Source organism: Brevibacillus fortis (assembly GCF_046196545.1).
GTDB lineage: Bacteria > Bacillota > Bacilli > Brevibacillales > Brevibacillaceae > Brevibacillus > Brevibacillus fortis_A.
Map to the genome: position 1 here is coordinate 6,336,235 of NZ_CP176370.1, position 22,449 is coordinate 6,358,683.

Sequence of the window (22,449 nt, forward strand, 5' to 3'; positions counted from 1 at the left end):
TACAATTATCTTCCCACTGGAGCGTAACAAAGCGATATAATAAAGCGTCTAAGTATTGGATAAAGTTTTACAGCAAATCTAAACTTGTCGGAGGATTGGCAAAAATGAAGGTACGCAAGTGGTTTATGCTTTTGCTAATGTTCGTACTATGTATTCCAACGATGGGGATATCCGTGCAGGCCGCGCAGACATCCTCTGGCATCAGCATCTATTTGGACGGGCAACAAATCAAAAGTGACGTCGCTCCGTACATTATTCCAAAAGCAAACGTAACGATGGTCCCCATGCGAGTGATCGGCGAAAATCTGGGAGCCGAAGTAAATTGGGAGCCAAAGTCTCAAACCGCAACGATCAGCAAGCAAGATACCTTGTTGTCCATGACGGTTAATCAGAAGAACGCTCTCGTGAACAACAACAGCGTCCCACTCGATGCTTCTGTTCAGAACAAGCAAGGAAGAATCATGGTTCCTCTGCGTTTTGTCTCCGAGCAATTGGGCCTAACGGTAAACTGGGAAGACAAAACCAAAACGATTCGCCTGCAAGGTGGCAACGTCGCTACCATGACTCCGCCACCACAGGATGTACTGAGTGAAAATGGCGGAATGGAACCAGGCACACCTGTCGTGACAAACGGAGATTTGCGCGGGGTATGGATCTCTACGGTTTACAACTTGGACTGGCCATCTTCCGGCTCTTACGCAAACCCAGCGAAACAGCAACAAGAATACATACAGCTGCTAGATGAGCTGCAAGCCATGGGAATGAACGCTGCTTTCGTGCAAGTGCGTCCATCTGGAGATGCTCTGTATCCTTCTACACTCACTCCATGGTCGAGATTTTTGACGGGAACTCCAGGGAAAGATCCTGGCTACGACCCGCTTGCCTTCATGGTAGAAGAAACGCATAGACGCGGGATGCAATTCCATGCTTGGTTCAACCCGTTCCGTGCCACTACGGATGCAAAAACAGACCAATTGCCAGCGAATCACGTGATCAAGCAACATCCTGACTGGATTGTGAATGCCAACAAAAAGCTGTACATCAATCCGGGTATTCCGGCAGCACGTCAGCAAATTATCAATGAAGTAATGGAAGTCGTGCAGCGCTATGAAATCGATGGTGTTCATCTGGATGATTATTTCTACCCTTCCAATGTCGCCTTTGCAGACGATGCAGCATTCAAGGCTTACAACAGCAAAAAAATCATGTCCAAAGCAGACTGGCGCCGCGATAATATCAATCAGTTTGTTCAACAATTGAATCAGTCCATCAAGAGCGTCAAGCCTCACGTTCAGTTCGGGATCAGTCCATTCGGTGTATGGCGCAACAGCAATGTCGATCCGACTGGCTCCGATACAAAAGCTGGCGTTACTGCTTATGACCACATGTTTGCCGATGTGCGCACATGGATTCAACAAGGGTGGGTTGATTATGTGACTCCGCAAATTTATTGGAGCTTTTCCTTCGCCCCTGCCCAATACGACAAGCTCGTTACTTGGTGGGCAAACGAAGTACAAGGGACAAACGTCAAGCTCTACATCGGTCATTCGCCATACAAGCTGGGAACGGCTGAGGCTGGCTGGCAGAGTGCCCAGGAGATTATCAACCAGTTGAATTACAACGCGATGGTTCCTCAGGTTCAGGGCAGCATTTTCTTTAGTGCCAAGGACTTGCGAAAAAACCCATTAGGTCTGCTCCCAGCTCTTAGCAGTTATTACAACCGCTAGATAAATAACAATAACCCCCGAATCATAGTAGCAAAGCATACTTGCTACATTTGTTTCGGGGGTTTTTCTTCTACGTTAATTTTTCTACGATGAACTTGAGTTGCGCTTCCAAGGAGATCGGGTCATTAAAATAGGAACCTTTCTGATCGATCTGAAAAACCTTGTTATTTTTTACTGCGGACAAGCCATTCCAAACGTTTGTACTGTATACACTCTCTGGATTGGCATCATCTCCGGACCATGCACTGGTAAAAATGTAGTCTCCCGCAAAGTCCGGCAGTGTTTCAAGCGAAACCTCCGCCCAGCCGGTATTGCTATCAATGGCTTCTTTTTGTACGGCATTGGGAGCCTTCAGCTGGAATTCGCCGTAAAGGATGTCTCCACCCCTTCCGAAGTTGTGCCCAAACGCATAGATCCCCTTGGCGTATGGCTGCAAAATCGAAACGGTTTTATCTCCTACTGCTGCTTGCACCTTGGGTTTTGCCTCAGCAATGTTCTTGTCCCATTCGGCAATCCACTCATTCGCCTTGTCTTCTCTTCCTGTCATTTTGCCAAACTCCCGCAGTTCTTCGCGGATTGGCTTCTTACCGTATTGAATCACAACCGTTGGAGCTATTTTGGTGAACTCCTCGATATTCTTGTCCCCTTCAAACACGATAAGTAAATCAGGATTCATCGACAGTACTTTTTCTACCGATGTTCCGTCGCCCACGCTTTCGATACCATCCAGCTTCCCTTTAAAATACGGGTTTTCCATAGCATGGTCTGTGATACCGATAGGCTTGATCCCCAGTGTCAGAAAATGTCCAACATAGCTGTCCGCAAGTATCACAGCCCTTTTTGGGTCCTTCGGAATTCTCACTGTGCCATTAAACGCCTCGTAGGTGATATATTCATTGTTACTCTCGTTACCTGAACTTTCCTGCGCAGGTTGAGAAGTTGGATTGGCTGGTGTCTGTCCGCAGGCTGATAACATGCTGATCATGACCATAATAAGGGCTACGACTATGATCTTAAATAAGCCTGATTTTCTCATTCTCAAAAGCACCTCTCCTTCAGCAAAGTTTGAAATTGATAATCATTCTCGTGAATTTTAGCATAAAGAGCTTGCTCTGCCTATCTTTTCATTCTCCGAGATACAATTTACAATCGGTCACAAAAAAATGCCGCGAAGCATGTTCGCGACATTGATAGCTTTATTTTTTCGGCATCATGGCATTTACATGCCGCAGTTACCTTATTGGCTTATTTCGTTACTTTGTGAAGACCGAACAGCATGAGGACATCATTATCGCTGCTCTCATACTCTTTCACTTCACCTTTAAAGGAAGTTTCTTTAACAATAATCTTACTGCCTGTCGTATTTGGTCTCATTTCAATGATATGTGAAGATAGATTAAGATCTTCTGCCGTTATACCTAACTTCTTAGAGAGATCTTTAACCGTGGCCTTGTGCTCACCTAGTTGACTGTCTTTAATGGTTACTGACTGGCCGTCCTTAGAAAAAACGAATGAAATCGTTAGGTCTAGGTTACTTTTTTCCGCTACCGTTCCTTTTGCATCTACTGTTGTGGTTGCATACGGTATCACAGTACCAATCACCCCAGTAAGTAACAAAGCTGATGCAGCTGTCATCCATTTCTTTTTCATTTGTCTCGCTCCTTTTCATTTCCTTTTTTATGTGCAAGCAAATCTCTTACTTGCTAAATCTAGGGTAAGAAGAAATCTTAAATAAAATTGTGGGGTAAAACTAAAATTTTCCTTAAATCTCGCATCCTCGGTTCTCCGATTATACTCACCTGATTGAGGAATCTACTTGCTCAGGCAAAACCCCCGAATCAGCAGCTGAGTTCGGGGGGTCTATTTCTGAAGAAAGAGCTATTTGTTTTTCGGGACAACAGCATTGACGAACTGGCTGATAGTATCCTTGTTCAATTTGTCTCCGTCTGTCGATACTTCGTACTGCAATTTCTTGCCGGAAGCCTCTGTTACCCAGACAATTCTTTTGCTAACCCGGTCTTCTCTAGCTTCTTCTGTATACAGCACTTCCGTTTTGCCTACTTTTATTACCTCTTTTTTCTGTTTATCCAGGTCAACTACATACGTTGTGCTGCCCTCAACGTCTTCGTAATTGGTGATGTTAAAATTTAAATAGCTTCCCTCTGAATCCTTGTATGTCGTATACAAATAATCCAGCTCATGCGTCCATTCCAGGGGCTGCATGACGAATTCTTTCTTTTCCTTTTCGGCCTGTTTATACAAAGCCTCTTTGTCATACTCGTTCTTGATGTTATTCGCAACTTGAGCATCCAAGAAGGTAAAGCCTCCTGGTATGGTCTCCGGTACAACGATTCCTTCTCCCACTTTCTTTTGAACGTCAACCAGAGTGGTATAGGAGAACGGCGTTGTTACCGTGAAGACAAGTTTTTTCGGATTGTTCGCAACGATATACAGTGCTGCTGCGGTCCCTGGTTCCAAGGAATCCTCGATTTCCCAACGTTTATTGTATAGAGCATCCGTTTCGGAATCGAGCTCTTTCACAATTTTTGATTTCCCTTGATATTCCGAGACATCCTTCTCCTGATACAGTACCTCGCCCTTCTCATTCTTCAATTGATAGTACTGCACGGCGGCATAGCCCGTTGTCAGGCTGGCGATCAAACCAATAGCGACTAATATGCTTACCTTGTATTTCACAAAAAATCTCTCCTTGTCTCTTTTGATTTTTGTCATCACTTGATGACTAATGTCAATCTCCTGCGGGATGCGCGGGTCGTTGAACAGGTCCTTAATATTCTCGTGCGATTTGTTTGGACTCATCGTGAGCTGACCCTCCCTTCCCTAAAGGAGAATAAGCGGATCGGAACTTCGATGCCGTACGCTCGAATTTTTTGCGCAGACTCGCAGCGATTTTGTTCATGATCAAGGAAATTTCCTCGTACGTCTTTTCTTCCACGCCTCGCAGCAAGAGAAGCGTTCTTTCCTCTACCGAGAGTGTCTGCATGGCCAGAAATACATCTTCACTGAAATAAACATTTTCAATATGCCGCTCGATGTCTGATTGAGATTCTTTGTCCTGCATCAAAAATGGCAGCATTTTTGTCCATTTCCTTTTTCTGATGAGATCAATGCAATGGTGATAGGCTATTTTATAAAGCCAAGCTGCAAAAGGCATGGTTGGACTGTATTTTTTCAAGTTGCGATAAGCCTTGAAGAAGACCTCCTGGGTGGCATCTTCCGCTTCGCATCGATTCCCCAAGATGTGATAGCAGTAGTGAAATATGGGGGTTTGGTAGCTTTTCATGATGGCAGCGTAGCGGTCATCCGCTCCCTGAATGATCTCATCCACGAGCTCTTCTATCTGTTTCGTGTCCACTCTCTCCCTCCTTCCAACTGGTATAACGCACCATATCACCCTGTATGTGACATCACGTGCAAAAAAAAATGCCGCGAAGCAAATTCGCGACATTTGAAAGCCTTATTTTTTGCTGAGCTCCGGCTTGTCTTGGTAAAAGAAATTCGGCGTATAAATAGTGTTGTCGTAAAGACTGTGGAAAATGTGTGTAGCTGTTCCGGAGATCGGCGGAACCAGCCACGTCCAGTCACCAGTAACGGCTCGACCACATTTCTCTTCTCTTTCCTCAAATCGCTTGAATTGCTGGCTCGCCGTATGGTGATCGACAATCGATACTCCTTTTTCCTTGAAGGAATGCAGGACGGCTACGTTCAGCTCGATGAGCGCTTTGTCTCGCCACAGTGTCGCTTCCCTGCTCGTATCGAGCCCCATGACCTCTGCGACCTTTGGCAGCAGGTTATATCGTTCTTCGTCAGCGAAATTGCGTGCACCTATCTCCGTTCCCATGTACCAGCCGTTAAAAGGCGCGGCCAAATAGTCGATACCGCCAATCTCCATACGCATATTCGAAACAATAGGAACCCCATACCATTGCAATTCCATATCAGCAAAGCCCGGCAAATCGGGATGCACGATCGGCACCTCCAAGACCAGCGCCTGAGGAATCTCAAAAAACTGCGGCGTCCGATCTCCAATCTGCACGACAAGCGGCAAAACGTCGTAGTTTGTGCCTTTCCCTTGCCATCCCAAGCTCTCACATAGCTTCGTCAACGAAAGCGAAATCGGGTCACCCAGTACGCCGTACTCTGCCTCGTATCCCGCGTAGCGAATTAGTTGGTCATTCCAGATGCGCATGGGGGCTCTGCCTGCTACAGCAGGTGCAAAAACGGTGATGGTCGGGCGAATTTTCCCGCCATTGGTGGCAAAGTCGATGTGTCGGAGCATGGCCTGCGCCATCTCTTCTTCTGTTTCGACATGCCGCTCATCTATCACAATCAACGATTCCCAAAAGAATCGCCCAATACATCGATTGCTGTTGCGCCATGCCATTTTTGCTCCGTGACGAAGCTCCTCGGCCGTATGCTCATAGTATCCCTGCTGATGAATCAGCTGTCGTACTTCTTGCAGCCGTTGCTCGGTTTCTTCCGCTGCCTTGTCCAGTTCGCGATAGCATGTCCGGATAAATTGCTCTGCCGCTTCCATTAGTTGAATTGGTTCCATATTACCCTCTTTTCACGCTGAAGGGTGTCTCTTCGCTGTTACTTTCTTCATCGTAGAATTTTGTTACCTACATTATAAAATTACTCGTGCTTGATTACCAATCATGTAGGCATATGGACACATATCTGTAAGAAACACGGAAGCATTCAACCTAACTGTAGCGTCAAGGTATTTTCGCCGATGAATAAATAAAGATCACCCAGAGAATGCCAAGAAAGGAAGGTAAGGACATGAAACGCTTCATTCTCTTACTGGCACTTATTTTAGGACTAACGACCTTTCAACAACCTGTAGCACTGGCAGCACCAGCATTTAAAGATGTCGATCCCAAGCAATATGGCTGGGCAATGGACGCTATTTCCTTCATGGTAGACAATGGGGTCGTCAGCGGCTATCCCGATGGAAGCTTTCAGCCCGGAAGATGGGTGGACAAAGCTGAAATGACGGTGATGATCTATCGCCTGTTTGATCGCTACAGACCTTTCGATCCGAATGGTTACTTTTACGTTTCGGATTATTATCATATTACGCACTTTGCTGATGTACCAAAAAACCACTGGGCCTATCAGGAGATTAGTTCAATCGTGACGAGGAATTGGCGGAATGTAGTTTTTCCTTCACCGGACGGTTACACCTTCTATCCAGACTCCAAATTGAATCGCATCGGTACAGTTAACGTCCTCCCTGTTTTATGGCTTGAAGCGCTTGACGAAACAGACGACACCTCTATCTTTGAGATCACTTCTACCTTGCGAGATATTCCAGTCATTATTACCTCCGATAGGGATTTATCATCCATAGATGATTTTCTCTCAGATGGTCGCTCCTATGAAGATGGGAAAAACCAGACTAACACACTCTTTCCCCTTCTTGTCTTGAAAAAAGGAGACGAACACCGCTTCTATGACATCTACAGCGGAGAAACAGCATACAAAATCGCCCTCTTGCAACAAAAAGGGGTCATGACTGCATGGAATGGAGAGTTTGAGCCTAACGAAATGCTAACCCGCGCAGAAGCAGTAACGATTTTGTACAGAATGTATAAGAGCATGAAGGAATCAGGCTATGTAGACCTATACTCGAGCAAATAGAAGAACAAACTTGTTACTCCCATAAAAACACCTCCTCAGTCCTCCCTCCACTTCCTCAACCGGCATGGAGGTGTTTTTATGTAGACGAAAAAAGACAGGTGCTTTCACACCTGCCCTTTTTCCTAAACAATCATATGATTCCACATCTCTGCCTTACTCAAGGAAACAGCATCTGCTCCACCCTTCAACGCTTCGTTGACCTGTTCCATATTCCAAATCAACCCGCCCAAAATAATCGGCTGCGACAAATGCTCCTTAATATACGAAATAATAGACGGCGCTATCCCCGGCATGATTTCAATCGCATCCGGCTGGTTTTCCAAGACGTTTTTGATGGTCGTCGTGAGAGAGGTTGAATCGATCAAAAAGACTCGCTGGATCGTCAGCATCCCTTCCTTTTTAGCCGCTCGAATCATTGGTCCTTTAGTAGTGACAATACCCGTTGGTTGGATATAGGTGGTTAAGAAACGAAAAGCCTCTTTGTCATTGGATAAGCCATTCATGAGATCTGTGTGCAAAAAAATCGGCTTGCTCGACTGACGGATGGTCTCGGCTTCCTCCATCAGCTTGGTCAGCTTTCCGTACATCAAAAGGATCGCGCAAGCTCGGGACGCCATCGCCTCTCCCAAGCGATCCTGCTCGGTTGCTGCAATGACCGGATTCGTTTTCAAAATCGTTTGCATGTCCATGTTATTCGCCTCCTGCCCGCAGTAGCCGTTCCACACTTACCTCAGCGCAACCAAGCTGCTTTGTCTCTACAACCCAATGACCCGCGAATCCGTTGTCTTTCAAAAGTGACAGGATAGGAGTAAACGGGATCGTTCCGTCGCCAATCGCCAAATGATCGTCGAGCTTGCCAAAGTTATCACTCAGATGAAGAGCGGACAAATGAGGAAGCACCTCCTGCAATGCATCGATTGCATAACCGGGACGAATCAAATGGGCATGACCTACGTCGTACACGCTCCCCACGCGAGAGGAGTTTACATGACGGCATATACGCACGAGATCCTCAACGTTCCACCCCAGCACTTTTGGATAAGGGGGAACATTCTCGACCGTCAGTATGGTTCTGCCCTCTGCGGACAGCTCGGAGGTCAACACGTGAAGTGCCTGACTCACATTTTCCACACCTCTGGCACGCTCTGTTTCCGCGAGTCGGTCTTCTACTTCCCCCGCATGCATCACAACATGGGTGCAGTCGAGAAAACTGGCAATCTCCAGGCAGCGCTTCATCGTGTCCATTGTTTGCTCCCGGGTTGGTCCTGAGTCCGCCGCCAGATTGCAGCCGCTGATCGGCGCATGAATCGACCAGGTAATCCCTCTCTCGTCTCCCAGCCGCTTGAACTCTTTCAACTGCTCCCAGGACCAGTCCAAGAGGTCGGAATGATTCTCTTCACACATAATCTCGATGCCCTTCCAGTCTTTTTGCAAAAGCTGAACAATAGCATCACGCAAGGACAGATCAAATAACGCATAGGTGGATACGGCAAACGAGCTTTTGTCTCTCATCATTCATGACCCTCCCTCTTATTTCACGCCGGAGTGGATGAAGCTGTTGATAAACTGTCGCTGGAACAACAAAAATGCCAGTAACAACGGAAAAATCACCATGACCGTCGCTGCACTTACCTCGGCCCACTGCGCCCCTGTCTCAAACGATTGGGCAAAAATCGCCAGACCGACCGTCAACGGGCGATTTTCCACGGAATTCGTAATAATCAGCGGCCACATGAAGTTGTTCCAATGGTAGCTGACCGAGACCAAACCAAACGCAATGTAGGTCGGCTTCGCTAAAGGAACGTACACCCGCCACAAAATCTGGAACCAGGAGCAGCCTTCCATCCGTGCCGCCTCCTCCAGCTCTTGCGGGATTGTCTTGAAGGTTTGTCTCAACAGAAAGACCCCGAAGGCAGAAGCGAAGTACGGCAGCATTATGCCGATTTTCGTATCCAGCAAAGACAAGTCACGCAGGACATTATAGTTGGGGAAAATCAAGATATCTGCCGGGACCATGAGCTGGACCAGGAACAGGACAAACAGCACATCCTTTCCCAAAAATTGCAGCTTCGCAAAGGCATAGGCTGCCAGTGTAGCTGTGATCATTTGCGCCACCAAAATACCCGTCACGATCAAAAAGGTGTTGATGTAGTACTGGTCAAAGGGCGCTGCGTCCCACACCTTCGCAAAGTTATCGAGTGTAAAGTCTGCACTGAACGACCACGAAGTCGCCAGCTCCCTCGGGCGAAAGGAAGTCCAGACCGCCCAGAGCAAAGGAAACAACCAGAGAACGGCCAAGCCGTACATTCCAACCGTTGTGATTTTGCGAAGCATCTGCCATCCCCCCTTAGTTGTAATGAATCTTTTTATCCATACCAAAAAACTGAAAAGCAGCGACTAACAGCAGCAGTACGACCATGACAATCGTCAATGCCGAAGCCATTCCTTGATCCCAGAAAGAAAACGCGGTCTCGTATATGTAGTACAGCAAGAGATTGCTGGCATTATCCGGCCCGCCTTTGGTCATGATCACCAAATGGTCTACCAGCTTGAAAGAGTTGGTGAAGGCGATAATACTGACAAACATCGTCGTTGGCATAAGCAGCGGAAAGGTGATGCGGCGAAAAACCGTCCACGACGATGCCCCTTCCATGGAGGCTGATTCGTATAGCTCCTGTGAAATGTTTTGCAGCCCCGCCAAATAAAAGATCATGAAATAGCCCGCTTCCTTCCAAATGACCATGAAGATCATCGCCCACATCACATTTTTCTGATCGCCGAGCCAGTTCATGTCGCCTTTTCCAAACCACTCCATCACATGACTAAGCGCTCCGTACTCCGGTGTGTAAATGAACAGCCAGATGTTCGCCACTGCAATCATCGGAACAACTGTCGGGTAAAAATAAGCCGTGCGGATAAAGCTCTTTCCTCGTAATGCCTTGTTGGCGAACAGAGCCATAGCTAGCGCGAGAGCCACACTCGTCGGCACCGTTCCGATGGCAAACCAGATATTATTGGTCAGCACCTTCCAAAACACTTCATCTTCCACCATATGTTTATAATTATCTATCCCGTTAAAAAACGGCTCTGGAGAACCCAGATCCGCTTGATGAAAACTGAGTATGAACGTTTGTATAACGGGATAGAAGGTAAACAACAGCAGGAAGATGAGGGAGGGAAGGAGCAAGAGCCAGGCGTACATGTTCACTTTCCATTTTGCGCGTAGTTCCCCCATTGTCGCTCCCCCATTGCCTTGCTTGATTTATTTGTTGAACGGCGCCAGCATCTTGTCCGCTTCTTCCTGCGCTTTTTTCAATGCTTCCGCAGGCTCGGATTGACCAGTGATCACCGATTGCAGCGTGTCGTTCAAGAGCTTTGTCACTTTGCCGTTATTGTGTGTGGACAGCTCAGCATGACCGAATTCCAGCTGGTTGCGAGCCACTGCTGCTGCCGGGAAGTCCTTGACGTATTGCTTCATACTCTCTTGTTCGTAAGCAGACTTGCGTGTCGCAACATAACCAGTATCGACACTCCACTGAGCAGCGCGTTTAGGCTCGGTCATAAAGCGAATGAACTTCCATGCTGCTTCTTGTTTCTTTTCATCGGTTCCTTTGAACATGTAGAAGTTACCGCCACCTGTCGGGCTGCCGTAGTTCTTTTTCGCCGGCAAAAACGCTACGCCAAAATCAAACTTCGCGCTTTTCTTCACGTTCGTCAGGTTCCCTGTCGTATGGAACATCATCGCCGTTTTGCCTTCCAAGAAATCAGAAGGTACTGTCGCCCACTCGTTGACGCCTTCAGGCATCACTTGATGCTTTTTGGACAAATCTACCCAAAATTGCAGGGCTTCTACATTTTCTGGCGTATCAAAAAACACTTTTTTCCCATCTTCGGACATCAAGTTCTTGCCGTTTTGCAGGGCCAGTGCTTGGAACATCCAATACGTGAAGCTCGAGGAAGGAATCTCGACACCGTAGCGTCCGTCCTTTTTCAATTTGGCAGCGTACTGTACCAGCTCATCCCAGGATGTCGGCGGTTTTTCCGGATCAAGCCCGACTTCCTTGAACGCGTCCTTGTTGTAATAGAGCACGATGGTGCTGCGTTGGAATGGAATGCTGTATGTCTTGCCGTCTACTTGAGAATTCGCCAAAAAGCCCGGGAAGAAATCATTTACGTATTCGCTGCCACCATCCTTGGCAATGAAGTCGTCCAACGGCAGGATTGCATCCATGTCCATCATCGTATGCAGCTCAGTTGAGAGCATCACCGCTACGTCGGGAGGAGTCTTGCCCTGTACAGCTGCCTGTACTTTTGTCGTCGTATCCTGATAGCTGCCCGTATAGACTGGCTTAACTGTGATATCTGGGTTTTCTTTGTTAAATTCCTCTGCCATTCCGTCCACGATCTTGGTCAAAGGACCGCCAACTGCAACTGGATAATAGAAGGACAGCTCTGTTTTACCTGACGAATTGGCTCCTTGCACCGCGTTGTTCGTGGACGAAGAATTGCCACTGGAGCAACCCGTGATCAGACTCATACTCATGACGACCGCAAACAAGCTTTTGACAACTTTACGCATCACAGTACCTCTCCCTTTTCTTTTCTCAATTGGTCGTAACCGCTAGATTTTTTCCGGTTTCTCCATCAAACACGTTCACCTGAGCTGGATCAAAACGAACATGCATGGTTTCGCCTCTTTTGCAGTGCCATTGCCCGTTCCATTTGGCCTTCCACAGCTTGTCTCCCACGGTGAATTCCACAATGGTCTCAGAACCGAGAATCTCTACTCCCTGCACGGTGACAGGAAGCTCGCAGGAAGCATCGACAGATTGCCCTTCAAGGGCGGGCTGAAGTGACTCTGGACGTAGACCGAGAACGACCGGGGTCTGGTCCTTGATACCGTTAAACATAGGAAGCGGCAAAAAATGCTGACCTGCCAGCTCAATCCCTGCTTGATCGCCTGCCCGCCAAATGGCAGGTACCGTATTCATCGGGGGTGCCCCCGTAAACTCCGCCACGAACAAATTCGCTGGATGGTTGTAAACGTCGAGCGGTTTTCCGACTTGCTGGACCTCGCCGTCGCGCAGGACCATCATGCGGTCTCCCATCGTCATCGCTTCCACCTGATCGTGCGTAACGTAAATCATCGTGATGCCCAGCTCTTGCTGCAAGCGACGGATTTCCGTGCGCATGTGCCCGCGCAGCTTGGCATCCAGATTGGACAACGGCTCGTCCATCAGGCAGATAGGGTGCTGACTGACGATGGCCCGTCCGAGTGCAACGCGTTGTCTTTGTCCCCCGGATAATTCCTTCGGCTTGCGTTGCAAAAGATGCGCGATGCCCAGCATCTCCGCTACACGCTCCAACCGCTTGCCCTGCTCCGCTTTGTCTACTTTTCGAACCTGCAAGCCAAACAAAATATTATCTTTTACCGTCAAATGCGGATAAAGTGCGTAATTTTGAAAGACCATGGAGATGTTTCGCCCGCTCGGAGGGACTTGGTTCATCGGCTTGCCGCCAATCAACAGCTCTCCCGTGCTGATCTCCTCCAGCCCGGCAATCATGCGCAGTGTGGTTGATTTCCCACAACCAGAAGGCCCTACCAGCACGAAAAATTCTCCCGGTAGAATACGAGCGCTCACTTCATTGACTACCTTCTGGCTCCCATACATCTTGGAAATGCGCCGCAATTCCACTTCAGCCACGACTTTCCCCCCTGAACCTCTCGCTGTTTTTTACGTATCACTCGACTATAACAATTGCTTACTAAGGTAATATTTGGGCATTGTAAAGTTTTTGTGCATAGTCGGTAATAATCCCCCCGACTCCCGCCTCGGTTGCCCGCTTCATATCTGCTTCCTCGTTAACTGTATACACGGTCAAAATGATTCCCCGATGCTTGGCAAATCGGATTAGCTCTGGCGTGACAATCTGATGGTTGATAAAGTATTGGGCATTCAGTTGAACTGCGTCTGTTACCTGCTTTTCGGCATACTGTTCCAGCTGTTCCTTTGGCTTGGTCCCGCTCAAGGTAAAACCCAGTCCCAATTCCGGATTGAGCTTGGCGAAACGCTCCAATACTTCTGAGCTGAAGCTGCTGACAATCACATCTTCAACCATGTCATGCTCCTTGATGGCCTTCGCCATTTCCTTTTCGTACCCAATTCCCTTTGCTTCCAGAATGAGTACTGCTTTGCCCTTGGCCGCTTCCAGCAATTCATCCATAGTAGGAATAACAGCATCGGTAATCTCAGGCTGGTACCAGGAAGGATTTGCTGGATCGAGCTTGTTAGCGTTCAATTCGCGCAGTTCCTTCAGCGTGAAATCTTTTACCTTCCCTGTCCCGTTGGTGGTACGCTCCAGATCAAAATCGTGGATCAGGACAAGGTGGCCATCCTTTGTTTTGTGGACGTCTGTCTCGATGATCTCCACACCCAGCTCCATCGCTTCTTCAAAGGCGTACATCGTGTTTTCCGGCTTTAAGGAAGGGATACCGCGATGCGCCATGACCATCGGAGGTTGCGTGATGCTTTTCTCCGGGTACGCAGCAAGCAGCTCATGTACCTCTTTTGGATCGTGGGAGACAACACCCGCCACACCCATCTCGATCATTTCACTCGCTTGGCTCTTGTTCGCCCGATCAATTCCCCACACGGACAACCCGCGATTGCGGAAGTAGCGAATGACATCCTCCGTCATCGCAGTTTGCGAGAGAACGATCACATTGGAACGACTGCTCCTGGCTGAGCGTACGAGTTCCTTTTGCTTCTTTTCGTTCAGCTTGCCGTCGATATACACGAGGGCACCACGGTATTCATTGTTTTTCTCACGCATCTCTTGGACGATTTCCGGTCGGGAAGACACAATGTGCACATCAGAGAGATTCTCTTTCTGGAGCAGGCGATCGACCTCCGCTACCAACTTCTTGTCCTCGATATGAATCACCGGGATTGCCTTGCCCTTGATCTGGTCCAGCACCTCGTCCAGCGATGTACCGTCCTGGGTGACGACTCCGTTCTTCCCGGATTTTTTCACCGGAATAAAAATGGAAGACGCTTCTGCTTCCAGAATCGTATCGATCTCGGACTTCTTGTCGTACATGGCAATCACCGTCGGCGGAAGGACAATTCCAGTCTTAGGTTCAGGGACAATCAGCACGTCGTCTTTCAGATCAGAGACCGGAATCTTGTCTTTTTGGGCATTCGGTCCAAACAACAACTCACCAGGGGTCGGCTTGGGCTGATCGACATAATCTCTGGACGCATCATTCGTATCCTTTTCCGTCAGGCGTTCCATCGAGTGTCCGCCAGCTACTCCCGGATGAGAGGTGACTCCCGGAACCTTCGCATCCATATAGGCCATCGAATCCACCACATTGTACTCAGGGTCCATCAGAATGACGTGGTCACCGCCATTCGCCAAATAAATGCTGCCTGTCGCCCAATCCGTCGGCAACAACTCAGGGACGTCCTCCATGGAATCGAACAATTCAAAATCAGGCGTGGCGCCATGGCGTTCCACAATTCCGTCGGCATAGCGAGAAATGACAATCGTTTGGTAAGGCTCAATCATGGTGCCTTCTGGAAACGCATGCATCCCTTCGTTTCCCCCACGCTTTTCCTCGTCGCCGATCATGTAGCCGCTCAAATCAATTGGATCGTTGGAGATATTGGTGATTTCGATAAACTCGCCTGTGCTTTCATCAAAAAGGGGATCATTGACAACTTCTGTGATGAGCAAGGTTTTGCTCACCGCGCTTTGCGCCATCGCGGGTATACTGCCTGTCACCAGACTTGCTGCCATTAGTGACCACAACCACTTTTTGCTGCTCTTTCCAAAGTCCATCTCCCTTGCCTCCTCGTTTTCCTACTCGACTTGCACCATGGCTTCCATCGTCGGAAGGATGTAATCTGGCTGAATCTCTGTGGCCTTCAGTTCGCGACTGGTCGTCACACCTGTCATTACCAGCGCCGTTTTCATACCGCTGTTTTTCCCGAGTAAAATGTCTGTTTCCAAACGGTCGCCCACCATGACGCATCTTTCTGGCTGCACTTGAAGCTGTTGAAAAACCTGATCGGCGTAGTACCGGGACGGCTTGCCAGTCATTGCCCAGACAGAGGCTCCACCAGCCGTTTCAATCGCTCTCGCCAACGCCCATGTATCAGGAATGGCACCCCCGGGCACCGGACATAACGGATCGGGGTTCGCTACGATCAGGTGGGCTCCATTTCGCACAGCGTCAGCAGCTTGTTGCAGCTTTTCATACGTAAATGCGCGGTCCATTCCGACCAATACATGCGTAGCTTCCTCCGCATCTTGCACCTGCTTTATATGAAAGCTCGCAATCTCTTCCTCCAAGGCAGGCTCGCCAACGATCAGGACACGCGCTTGCTCCGCATTCTCTTGAAGATACAATCCCGCCGCATAGGCAGCCGTCATAATTTCTTCCCGCCCGGCAGCCAATCCGAGCTTCTGGAGGCGAGTCTGACAAGCTGTTCTTGTCTGTACCGTCGTATTGGTCAAAAACATGATTTTCTTCTGCTTCTCCCGCAGCGCGGCAAGTGTCTTTTCCACCCCAGGAAGCAGCTCATTCCCGAGAAAAATCGTTCCATCCAAATCAAAAAAATACGCATCGTACCTATCTGTATCTAGCAAATCTCCTGCTCGCTCCTTTCATTCGAAAACACAAAAAGCCCTCATACACGGCAATAGCACAAAGAAACAAACCGAACGAACGGTCTTTTTCGAATCTATTGCTGTATGAGGGCTTTCTCCACGTCTCGACCCACTTACAGACGTTATTCATTTGGTTGATAGCTTAATCATAACAAGTCATTGTTAAGGGATTGTTGAGCTATTTTTCGTTTTATGTGAACAACGCCAAAACTAACCAGTGATCGTTAGCCAAAAAAAGATTGCAAACTGTCTAAGAAAGAGTAAAATTCTTTGTGAATGATAATGATATTCATTATCGACATATAATCATATAATTATGCACTCATATCAGATGAAGGGATGTCTTTTCATGATTCAAAAATGGAGTTATCCACTTGCCGCAGTTGTTCTCGGCTCTTCCTTGCTCGCCGCTTGTGGAAACGCACAAACACAAACCGAAGAGAAAAAACCGGAAGCTGCTCAGCCTGACAAGCCTGCCGCGGCTGATCAGTCTGTGACAGCGAGCACTGCTTCTGCTCCGTCTCCTGAGCTGCAAGCCTCTATTGATCAATACCGAAAATGGGTCGTTGACCAAACCGACCAATTCGTAAAAGCAACAGAGAGCTTCACCACCGCCGTTAAAGCAGGCGATATGGAAAAAGCGAAAAAGGAGTATGCTCCAGCCCGTGCTTACTTTGAGAGAATCGAACCTATCGCTGAATCTCTCGGCGATTTTGACCCGTGGATCGATGCCCGCGAAGGCGATGTGCCTGATAACGAATGGCGCGGCTATCACAAATTGGAGAAAGCACTCTGGGAAACCAAATCGGTCGCTGACCAAGGAAAAGTGGCGGATCAACTGCTGCAAGATGTGAAGCAGCTCCGCGTGAAGGTAGAGAGCGTCGAAATCGATGTGCCGATGCTGGTAACGGGTGCGGTTGAGCTCTTGAACGAGGTATCGACGAGCAAAGTGACTGGCGAGGAGGAACGCTATTCCCATACGGACTTGTACGATTTCGCTGCGAACGTGGAAGGTGCTCACGAAATTTACAAAGTATTGAAGCCAGCTGTTACGGCTAAAGACTCTGCTCTTGCAACTGAAATTGAAGCTCGCTTCGCTGATTTGGACAAAGCACTCGCACCATACCGCAAAGGTGACGGCTATGTGCTGTACACCGAGCTTACGGAAGACCAGGTGAAAAAGCTGAGTCAGTCCCTCGATGCCTTGGCTGAACCATTGTCCAAAATGGGTACGATCGTAGGAGGCTAACAAGATGAATGACAAGCATCTCGCAAACACCACAGCGAACAAATTCACACGTCGAGAAGCTCTAAAGTTGGCTGGTGTCGGGGGGATTGGACTGCTGTTGGGGGCGACTGGGGTCAATAGCCTTTTGCCCTCTCCTCCTAAAAATGAGCAGACAAGTGCCACTCCGACCGGTGCAGATGAGGTCATTCCCTTTTATGGCAAGCATCAGTCCGGGATCATTACACCTATGCAGGATTTTATCTGCATGGGTGCTTTTGATTTGACGACGACCTCGCTAGGGGATGTCCGCAGCTTGTTTCAAAGCTGGACGCAGGCAGCAGCACACATGACTGCCGGCAAAAATGTCGATGAGGAGAGCGATAACGCCCTTCTTCCTCCTGTCGACACGGGAGAAGCCATGGGCCTGCGCCCAATGAAATTGACGATCACATTTGGGCTTGGCGCTTCTTTCTTCGACGAGCGCTTTGGACTAGCAGCCAAACGCCCAGCTCCCTTGGTCGATTTACCACGCTTCAACAGCGATGAAATGCGAAAAGAATGGTCGGATGGCGATATTGTCGTGCAGGTCTGTGCCAACGATCCACAGGTCGCCTTCCATGCCCTGCGGAACTTGGCCCGGATCGCTCGAGGCAAAGCTGTCCTCCATTGGCTACAAGAAGGCTTCCAGCGTACTAGCGCATCCGACCCGACTGGCTCTACACCACGAAATCTGATGGGCTTCAAGGATGGCACGAACAATCCGCAGGTGAACGATCCCGCTACCGCAAATGAAGTCGTCTGGGCTCACACTGCTGAAAGTCCCGCGTGGATGGCAGGCGGAAGCTATATGGTCATGCGGCGAATCCGTATGCGGATCGAGGTGTGGGACCGCTCTTCTCTCACCGATCAGGAGAATACATTTGGTCGTCACCGTTTAACCGGGGCTCCTCTGGGCAAAGCAAATGAGTTCGACGAGCTGGAGCTGGATCGCAAGGATGCCAAGGGCAAACCCGTTATTCCTGTGGATTCCCATGTCGCCTTGGCCCATATGGAAGGCAAGGTGAAAATTTTGCGACGTGGTTACTCTTATTCGAGTGGAATGGATCTCAAGACTGGTCAGCTCGATGCCGGACTTTTGTTCATTTGCTTCAATCGTGATCCGCGCAAGCAATTCATTCCGATGCAGCAAAAGCTCGCATCCGTCGACCTGCTCAATGAATATATCACCCATGTCGGCAGTGGACTGTACGCCTGTCTACCTGGTGCAAGTGAGGGCGGATACATCGGGGACACGCTATTTTAACCAACTACCTGGGATGGAGTGAACACCTTGAAACGCTATCTGTTTATCATTTGTACCTGCATGCTGCTATGGACATCTGCTCTGTCTGCCGCTGTAGCCGCGCCGCTGGTGCCAGAGCAGCTCAAGCAAATGATCGCCCTCTCCAGCGATGCCTTGATTAGCAGTGGAGATAACAACTGGGAAGAAGTCGCTAAAGCGATCAGTAGTATGAAGAGCATCTGGGAGGGCAATTCGGAAGAAACCTCCGCAGATGCACAAGCATTGACGCAAGCAATCGTGGAAGCAGAGCAAGCCCTTGCCCAAGCGAAGGCGAATCCTGACACTACGAAAGCAGCCATCTCCAATCTGGCAAAAGCGACGGATCGTTACGTCTCGTCCAAAGAAGAAGGCGGTCAGCCAAAAGAACGCGCACACAAGCAAATTGCGGCATTGCTACCGCTCTTGCAAAACAGCATGACAGCCATCACGGAAGGCGATCTGTCGAAAGCCAAGCAATCGTACAATAGCTTCGTCACCGGCTGGTACAAGGCAGAGGGTCTTGTTCGAGCGGAAAATGCCGCAGTCTACGGGGATATGGAAATCAAAATCAGCGGTGCGCGCATTGCCCTGAACACAGAACCACCCGATCCTAAAAAGAGCGCAGAGAAAGTACAGGCACTCATTACTGCGGTGGACAATTATTTGTCAGGAAAGGCAGTCCAACAGGCAGCTGCGAATCCTTCTTCGGAGCAGCCGTCGATCTCGTCTCTACTGACACTCCTTGCTTCGGTAGAAACAGATATCGCCAATCAGGATGCAACCGCTGCTTCGGACAAAATGGAGACCTTTATCACCTCTTGGCCCTCTGTTGAAGGCGTAGTCATGACCAAATCGCCTGCTACCTACAGCAGCATCGAGGCCAAGATGGTCGCCGTCCCGACACTCATCCTGTCCAATCCCCCGCAATGGGAAAAGGCAACGGCTCATCTTGCGGAAATGAAGACAGAGCTTGCTCCATTTGCGACAGCATCCTCGTACACCGCTTGGGATGCGGGACTCATCTTGTTCCGCGAAGGACTGGAGGCTATCTTGATCATCGTCTCTCTGCTTACTGTCCTGAACAAGTCAGGTAATGCCGACAAGCGCAAATGGATTTGGTCTGGGTCAATTGCGGGGATTATAGCCTCCGCCATACTTGCCGTCATTCTCAGTTTCGTTTTCTCCACCCTCTCCACAGGCAACTCGCGAGAAACGATTGAGGGAGTAACCGGACTGATTGCCGTCTTCTTTATGGTGACGATTGGTGCCTGGTTGCATAAGAAGTCCAATTTGCAGGCATGGAATCAATTTGTCGAGAAATCTATCGGCTCTTCTTTGGCAAAAGGAGCTCTGTGGTCACTCTCATTAACGGCCTTTCTCGCTGTCGCCCGCGAAGGGGCTGAAACGATTATCTTCTATATGGGGATGGCCGCTACGATTTCCATGACAGACCTGGCGATCGGCATTTTGAGCGCGCTTGTCGTCTTGGCCGTGATTGGCCTTGTCATCATCAAGCTCAGTGCACGCATTCCGGTGCGTCCGTTCTTTTTTGTAGCCAGTCTCTTGCTCTACTATATGGCGTTTAAATTCGTCGGCGTCAGCATCCACGCTCTGCAGGTGACCGGAAGCTTATCTGCACACAGCAGTGATTACTTGTTGTACGCACCGACTCTCGGCATTTACGCGAGCTGGGAAACGACAATCCCGCAATTGATCATACTCGTGATCGTTCTCATTAATTTATTCCTGTATTCGCGGAAAAAAGCAGCCACTCCTATTCCGCGGGTGAACTAAAAGAGAGAAAACCTGAAAAACGCAGCTCCTTCATGAGAGCTGCGTTTTTCTTGTAAACCCCGATATTATTTTTTGGCAATCATTCTTTATCGCAAGTTCACATTTTTTCTGTTATCCTTAAATTTTTATGGGGGAAGTTATGTTACCATATTACAGGTGTAACCTTCTTTTTACATTTTCCGTCATTAGAAGGTACGATTCGATACTAGGATAGGAGTTAGATATGGGGGCAACATCAAATTCTGTTAAAGTTGACGTCAAAACAACGCCACGCGTTCGACAAAATATGGTCTATCTATTAGTAAAGCAGCTTCGTCCACATCAATGGACGAAAAACTTGCTTGTCTTTGCTGCCTTGCTATTTTCCTTGCACAAAGTAAGTCCGGATGTCATTGGAAAATCAGTGCTGGCCTTCCTGCTGTTTTGTTTTGTATCCGGCTGTGTCTACATCCTCAATGATTTTGTCGATATCAAAAATGACCGAAATCACCCGGAAAAACAGTTCCGGCCCATGGCTTCTGGTGCTTTGCCGCCAGCGCTCGCATTAGCATTCGGTGCGTTTTTGCTACTGGGTTCCCTTGGCAGTGCTTATTACTTTGACCGACTATTCGCGCTCGTCCTGTTGGTTTACTTTGTGCTTAACGTCGCTTACTCGCTGAGGCTGAAGCATGTGGTCATTCTGGACGTCATGATTATCTCAGCCGGTTTTGTTTTGCGTGCCATCGGTGGAAGTCTGATGATCCAAACGCCGTTCACCCCGTGGTTTTTGCTCTGTACGATGCTGCTCGCGCTGTTTTTGGCCATCAGCAAACGTCGCCATGAGTTGATTTTGTTGCAGCAGGATAAAGGAACGCATCGCAAAGTGCTCGACAGTTATTCGTCCGAATTGTTGAATCAGTTGAATACGATTGTGACAACCATGACAATCATCAGCTATTCCTTGTTCACTTTTACATCAGGACGCACGATTCACTTGATGTGGACCATTCCGCTCGTGATCTTTGGTATTTTCCGTTATCTGTATTTGATCACCGTCGCAGGTAAGGGCGGCAGTCCGGAAAAAGTTTTGTTGCAGGACAAGCCGATTCTCATTACCGTTTGCCTGTATGTCGTCATGGTGGCCGGGATTATTTACGCATTTGAATTTAAATAAGGAAGTTCAAAGATCACGAAGTTACTTGCGCAGATAGGTTGTGGATTAAGCTATGCCATCAATTGTTCTAATCATCATTTCCGTGGTCCTCAGTGCGTGTGGACAAGTCGCGATGAAGATGGGTGCATCCTCGCTCACCAGCAACAATGACATGCTGCTACTGAAGTTCCTGCACTATTTCACGAACCTGCCGATTATGGTGGGACTTGCGCTTTACGGACTTTCTGCGTTTATCTGGATTGCTGCGCTGGAAAAGGTGCAGCTCTCCTATGCTTATCCCATGGCAGCACTCGGATACGTGTTGGTAGCTGTAATGTCCTTCTTGATCTTCAACGAACCGCTGTCCCTCACACGTATTGTCGGTCTGGCGATTATCGTCGTGGGCGTCGTCGTCATTTCACAGTCGTAATCATCACGTAGAGGAGTTTTATCATGCTATATGCGGTAGCGCCGTTTATCGGCTGGCTTCTGTCCGGAATAACCAAATTCTTGATTAATTACCTCCGTTTTGGGGCCCGGGCCAAAGAAATGGTCGGGAACGGCGGGTTTCCCAGCACACACACAACCGTTATGGTCACGACTGTATTTTTGATTGGTTTGCAGGAGGGCTTTACGCATCCTGCATTCGGGCTGGGTGTGGCTGTGACGTTTATTGTGATCATCGATGCGACTGGATTGCGCAGAGCGGTAGGAAAACATGCAGAGGCACTCAACAAGCTCGCAAAAGAACATCCGGACGTGTTTCCATCCAAGCCTTTGCGCGAAAGCATGGGACATACCAGATGGGAAATTGCCGGGGGTCTGGTGCTCGGGGTACTGCTTGCGACCGTATTGCATCTGCTGGCAGCGAACCTCCCTAACCTCATTGGCTAGTAGATTCGTA

Annotated in this window: 21 protein-coding genes; 8 read left to right on the forward strand and 13 right to left on the reverse strand. The window is 48.7% G+C overall.

Annotated features, from left to right (window positions below; translation table 11 throughout):
* Positions 1 to 104: 104 nt before the first annotated feature.
* A complete protein-coding gene (locus ACKKE8_RS30600) occupies positions 105 to 1,727 on the forward strand; it encodes a family 10 glycosylhydrolase (RefSeq protein WP_409176302.1) in 1,623 nt (540 codons plus the stop codon).
* A gap of 70 nt (positions 1,728 to 1,797) precedes the next feature.
* On the opposite strand, the gene ACKKE8_RS30605 is transcribed toward ACKKE8_RS30600, so the two are convergent.
* The 5 genes from ACKKE8_RS30605 to ACKKE8_RS30625 all read right to left on the reverse strand — a co-directional run bounded on the left by ACKKE8_RS30605 (position 1,798) and on the right by ACKKE8_RS30625 (position 6,303).
* Complete coding sequence (locus ACKKE8_RS30605; protein ID WP_409179228.1) at positions 1,798 to 2,763, reverse strand: iron-hydroxamate ABC transporter substrate-binding protein; 966 nt, start codon at positions 2,761 to 2,763, stop codon at positions 1,798 to 1,800.
* 209 nt (positions 2,764 to 2,972) lie between these two features.
* Positions 2,973 to 3,377 carry a hypothetical protein gene (locus ACKKE8_RS30610; RefSeq protein ID WP_409176303.1) on the reverse strand — a complete coding sequence of 135 codons (405 nt, stop codon included), beginning with the start codon at positions 3,375 to 3,377 and terminating at the stop codon, positions 2,973 to 2,975.
* A gap of 228 nt (positions 3,378 to 3,605) precedes the next feature.
* Positions 3,606 to 4,547, reverse strand: coding sequence for a hypothetical protein (locus ACKKE8_RS30615; RefSeq protein ID WP_409176304.1), 942 nt, complete (start codon positions 4,545 to 4,547; stop codon positions 3,606 to 3,608).
* Complete coding sequence (locus ACKKE8_RS30620) at positions 4,516 to 5,103, reverse strand: RNA polymerase sigma factor (RefSeq protein ID WP_409176305.1); 588 nt, start codon at positions 5,101 to 5,103, stop codon at positions 4,516 to 4,518. The genes ACKKE8_RS30615 and ACKKE8_RS30620 overlap by 32 nt, the downstream gene beginning before the upstream one ends.
* A gap of 102 nt (positions 5,104 to 5,205) precedes the next feature.
* Positions 5,206 to 6,303: a nitric oxide synthase oxygenase gene (locus ACKKE8_RS30625; RefSeq protein ID WP_409176306.1), complete on the reverse strand. Its 1,098-nt coding sequence runs from the start codon at positions 6,301 to 6,303 to the stop codon at positions 5,206 to 5,208.
* A 230-nt stretch (positions 6,304 to 6,533) separates the two neighbouring features.
* Between ACKKE8_RS30625 and ACKKE8_RS30630 the strand changes: the two genes are divergently transcribed.
* On the forward strand, positions 6,534 to 7,394 hold the full coding sequence (locus ACKKE8_RS30630; protein WP_409176307.1) for an S-layer homology domain-containing protein: 861 nt from the start codon (positions 6,534 to 6,536) through the stop codon (positions 7,392 to 7,394).
* A 122-nt stretch (positions 7,395 to 7,516) separates the two neighbouring features.
* On the opposite strand, the gene ACKKE8_RS30635 is transcribed toward ACKKE8_RS30630, so the two are convergent.
* The 8 genes from ACKKE8_RS30635 to ACKKE8_RS30670 form a co-directional block, all read right to left on the reverse strand.
* A complete protein-coding gene (locus tag ACKKE8_RS30635; protein WP_409176308.1) occupies positions 7,517 to 8,083 on the reverse strand; it encodes a glycerol-3-phosphate responsive antiterminator in 567 nt (188 codons plus the stop codon).
* A gap of 1 nt (position 8,084) precedes the next feature.
* Positions 8,085 to 8,906, reverse strand: a complete 822-nt coding sequence (locus ACKKE8_RS30640; RefSeq protein ID WP_409179229.1) for a sugar phosphate isomerase/epimerase family protein — start codon at positions 8,904 to 8,906, stop codon at positions 8,085 to 8,087.
* 18 nt (positions 8,907 to 8,924) lie between these two features.
* Positions 8,925 to 9,728 (reverse strand): carbohydrate ABC transporter permease, encoded by an 804-nt coding sequence (locus tag ACKKE8_RS30645; RefSeq protein ID WP_409176309.1) that lies wholly within the window; start codon positions 9,726 to 9,728, stop codon positions 8,925 to 8,927.
* A gap of 13 nt (positions 9,729 to 9,741) precedes the next feature.
* Positions 9,742 to 10,629: a carbohydrate ABC transporter permease gene (locus ACKKE8_RS30650; protein ID WP_409176310.1), complete on the reverse strand. Its 888-nt coding sequence runs from the start codon at positions 10,627 to 10,629 to the stop codon at positions 9,742 to 9,744.
* 27 nt (positions 10,630 to 10,656) lie between these two features.
* On the reverse strand, positions 10,657 to 11,973 hold the full coding sequence (locus ACKKE8_RS30655; RefSeq protein ID WP_409176311.1) for an ABC transporter substrate-binding protein: 1,317 nt from the start codon (positions 11,971 to 11,973) through the stop codon (positions 10,657 to 10,659).
* A 25-nt stretch (positions 11,974 to 11,998) separates the two neighbouring features.
* Positions 11,999 to 13,099 carry an ABC transporter ATP-binding protein gene (locus tag ACKKE8_RS30660; RefSeq protein ID WP_409176312.1) on the reverse strand — a complete coding sequence of 367 codons (1,101 nt, stop codon included), beginning with the start codon at positions 13,097 to 13,099 and terminating at the stop codon, positions 11,999 to 12,001.
* 61 nt (positions 13,100 to 13,160) lie between these two features.
* Positions 13,161 to 15,239, reverse strand: a complete 2,079-nt coding sequence (locus ACKKE8_RS30665) for a glycerophosphodiester phosphodiesterase family protein (RefSeq protein ID WP_409176313.1) — start codon at positions 15,237 to 15,239, stop codon at positions 13,161 to 13,163.
* A gap of 21 nt (positions 15,240 to 15,260) precedes the next feature.
* Positions 15,261 to 16,049: an HAD-IIA family hydrolase gene (locus tag ACKKE8_RS30670; protein WP_409176314.1), complete on the reverse strand. Its 789-nt coding sequence runs from the start codon at positions 16,047 to 16,049 to the stop codon at positions 15,261 to 15,263.
* A gap of 370 nt (positions 16,050 to 16,419) precedes the next feature.
* Here ACKKE8_RS30670 and efeO point away from each other — a divergent pair, with 370 nt between their 5' ends.
* The 6 genes from efeO to ACKKE8_RS30700 all read left to right on the forward strand — a co-directional run bounded on the left by efeO (position 16,420) and on the right by ACKKE8_RS30700 (position 22,439).
* Positions 16,420 to 17,319 (forward strand): iron uptake system protein EfeO, encoded by a 900-nt coding sequence (gene efeO / locus ACKKE8_RS30675; protein WP_409176315.1) that lies wholly within the window; start codon positions 16,420 to 16,422, stop codon positions 17,317 to 17,319.
* A gap of 4 nt (positions 17,320 to 17,323) precedes the next feature.
* A complete protein-coding gene (gene efeB, locus ACKKE8_RS30680) occupies positions 17,324 to 18,601 on the forward strand; it encodes an iron uptake transporter deferrochelatase/peroxidase subunit (RefSeq protein WP_409176316.1) in 1,278 nt (425 codons plus the stop codon).
* A gap of 27 nt (positions 18,602 to 18,628) precedes the next feature.
* Complete coding sequence (locus ACKKE8_RS30685; protein ID WP_409176317.1) at positions 18,629 to 20,413, forward strand: FTR1 family protein; 1,785 nt, start codon at positions 18,629 to 18,631, stop codon at positions 20,411 to 20,413.
* A gap of 223 nt (positions 20,414 to 20,636) precedes the next feature.
* Positions 20,637 to 21,566 carry a decaprenyl-phosphate phosphoribosyltransferase gene (locus tag ACKKE8_RS30690; protein ID WP_409176318.1) on the forward strand — a complete coding sequence of 310 codons (930 nt, stop codon included), beginning with the start codon at positions 20,637 to 20,639 and terminating at the stop codon, positions 21,564 to 21,566.
* A gap of 52 nt (positions 21,567 to 21,618) precedes the next feature.
* Positions 21,619 to 21,975, forward strand: a complete 357-nt coding sequence (locus tag ACKKE8_RS30695) for an SMR family transporter (protein ID WP_409176319.1) — start codon at positions 21,619 to 21,621, stop codon at positions 21,973 to 21,975.
* Between the two features lie 23 nt (positions 21,976 to 21,998).
* The gene (locus ACKKE8_RS30700; RefSeq protein ID WP_409176320.1) at positions 21,999 to 22,439 is read left to right on the forward strand and encodes a divergent PAP2 family protein; all 441 of its coding nucleotides are present in this window, start codon (positions 21,999 to 22,001) and stop codon (positions 22,437 to 22,439) included.
* The last annotated feature ends 10 nt before the right edge of the window (positions 22,440 to 22,449 follow it).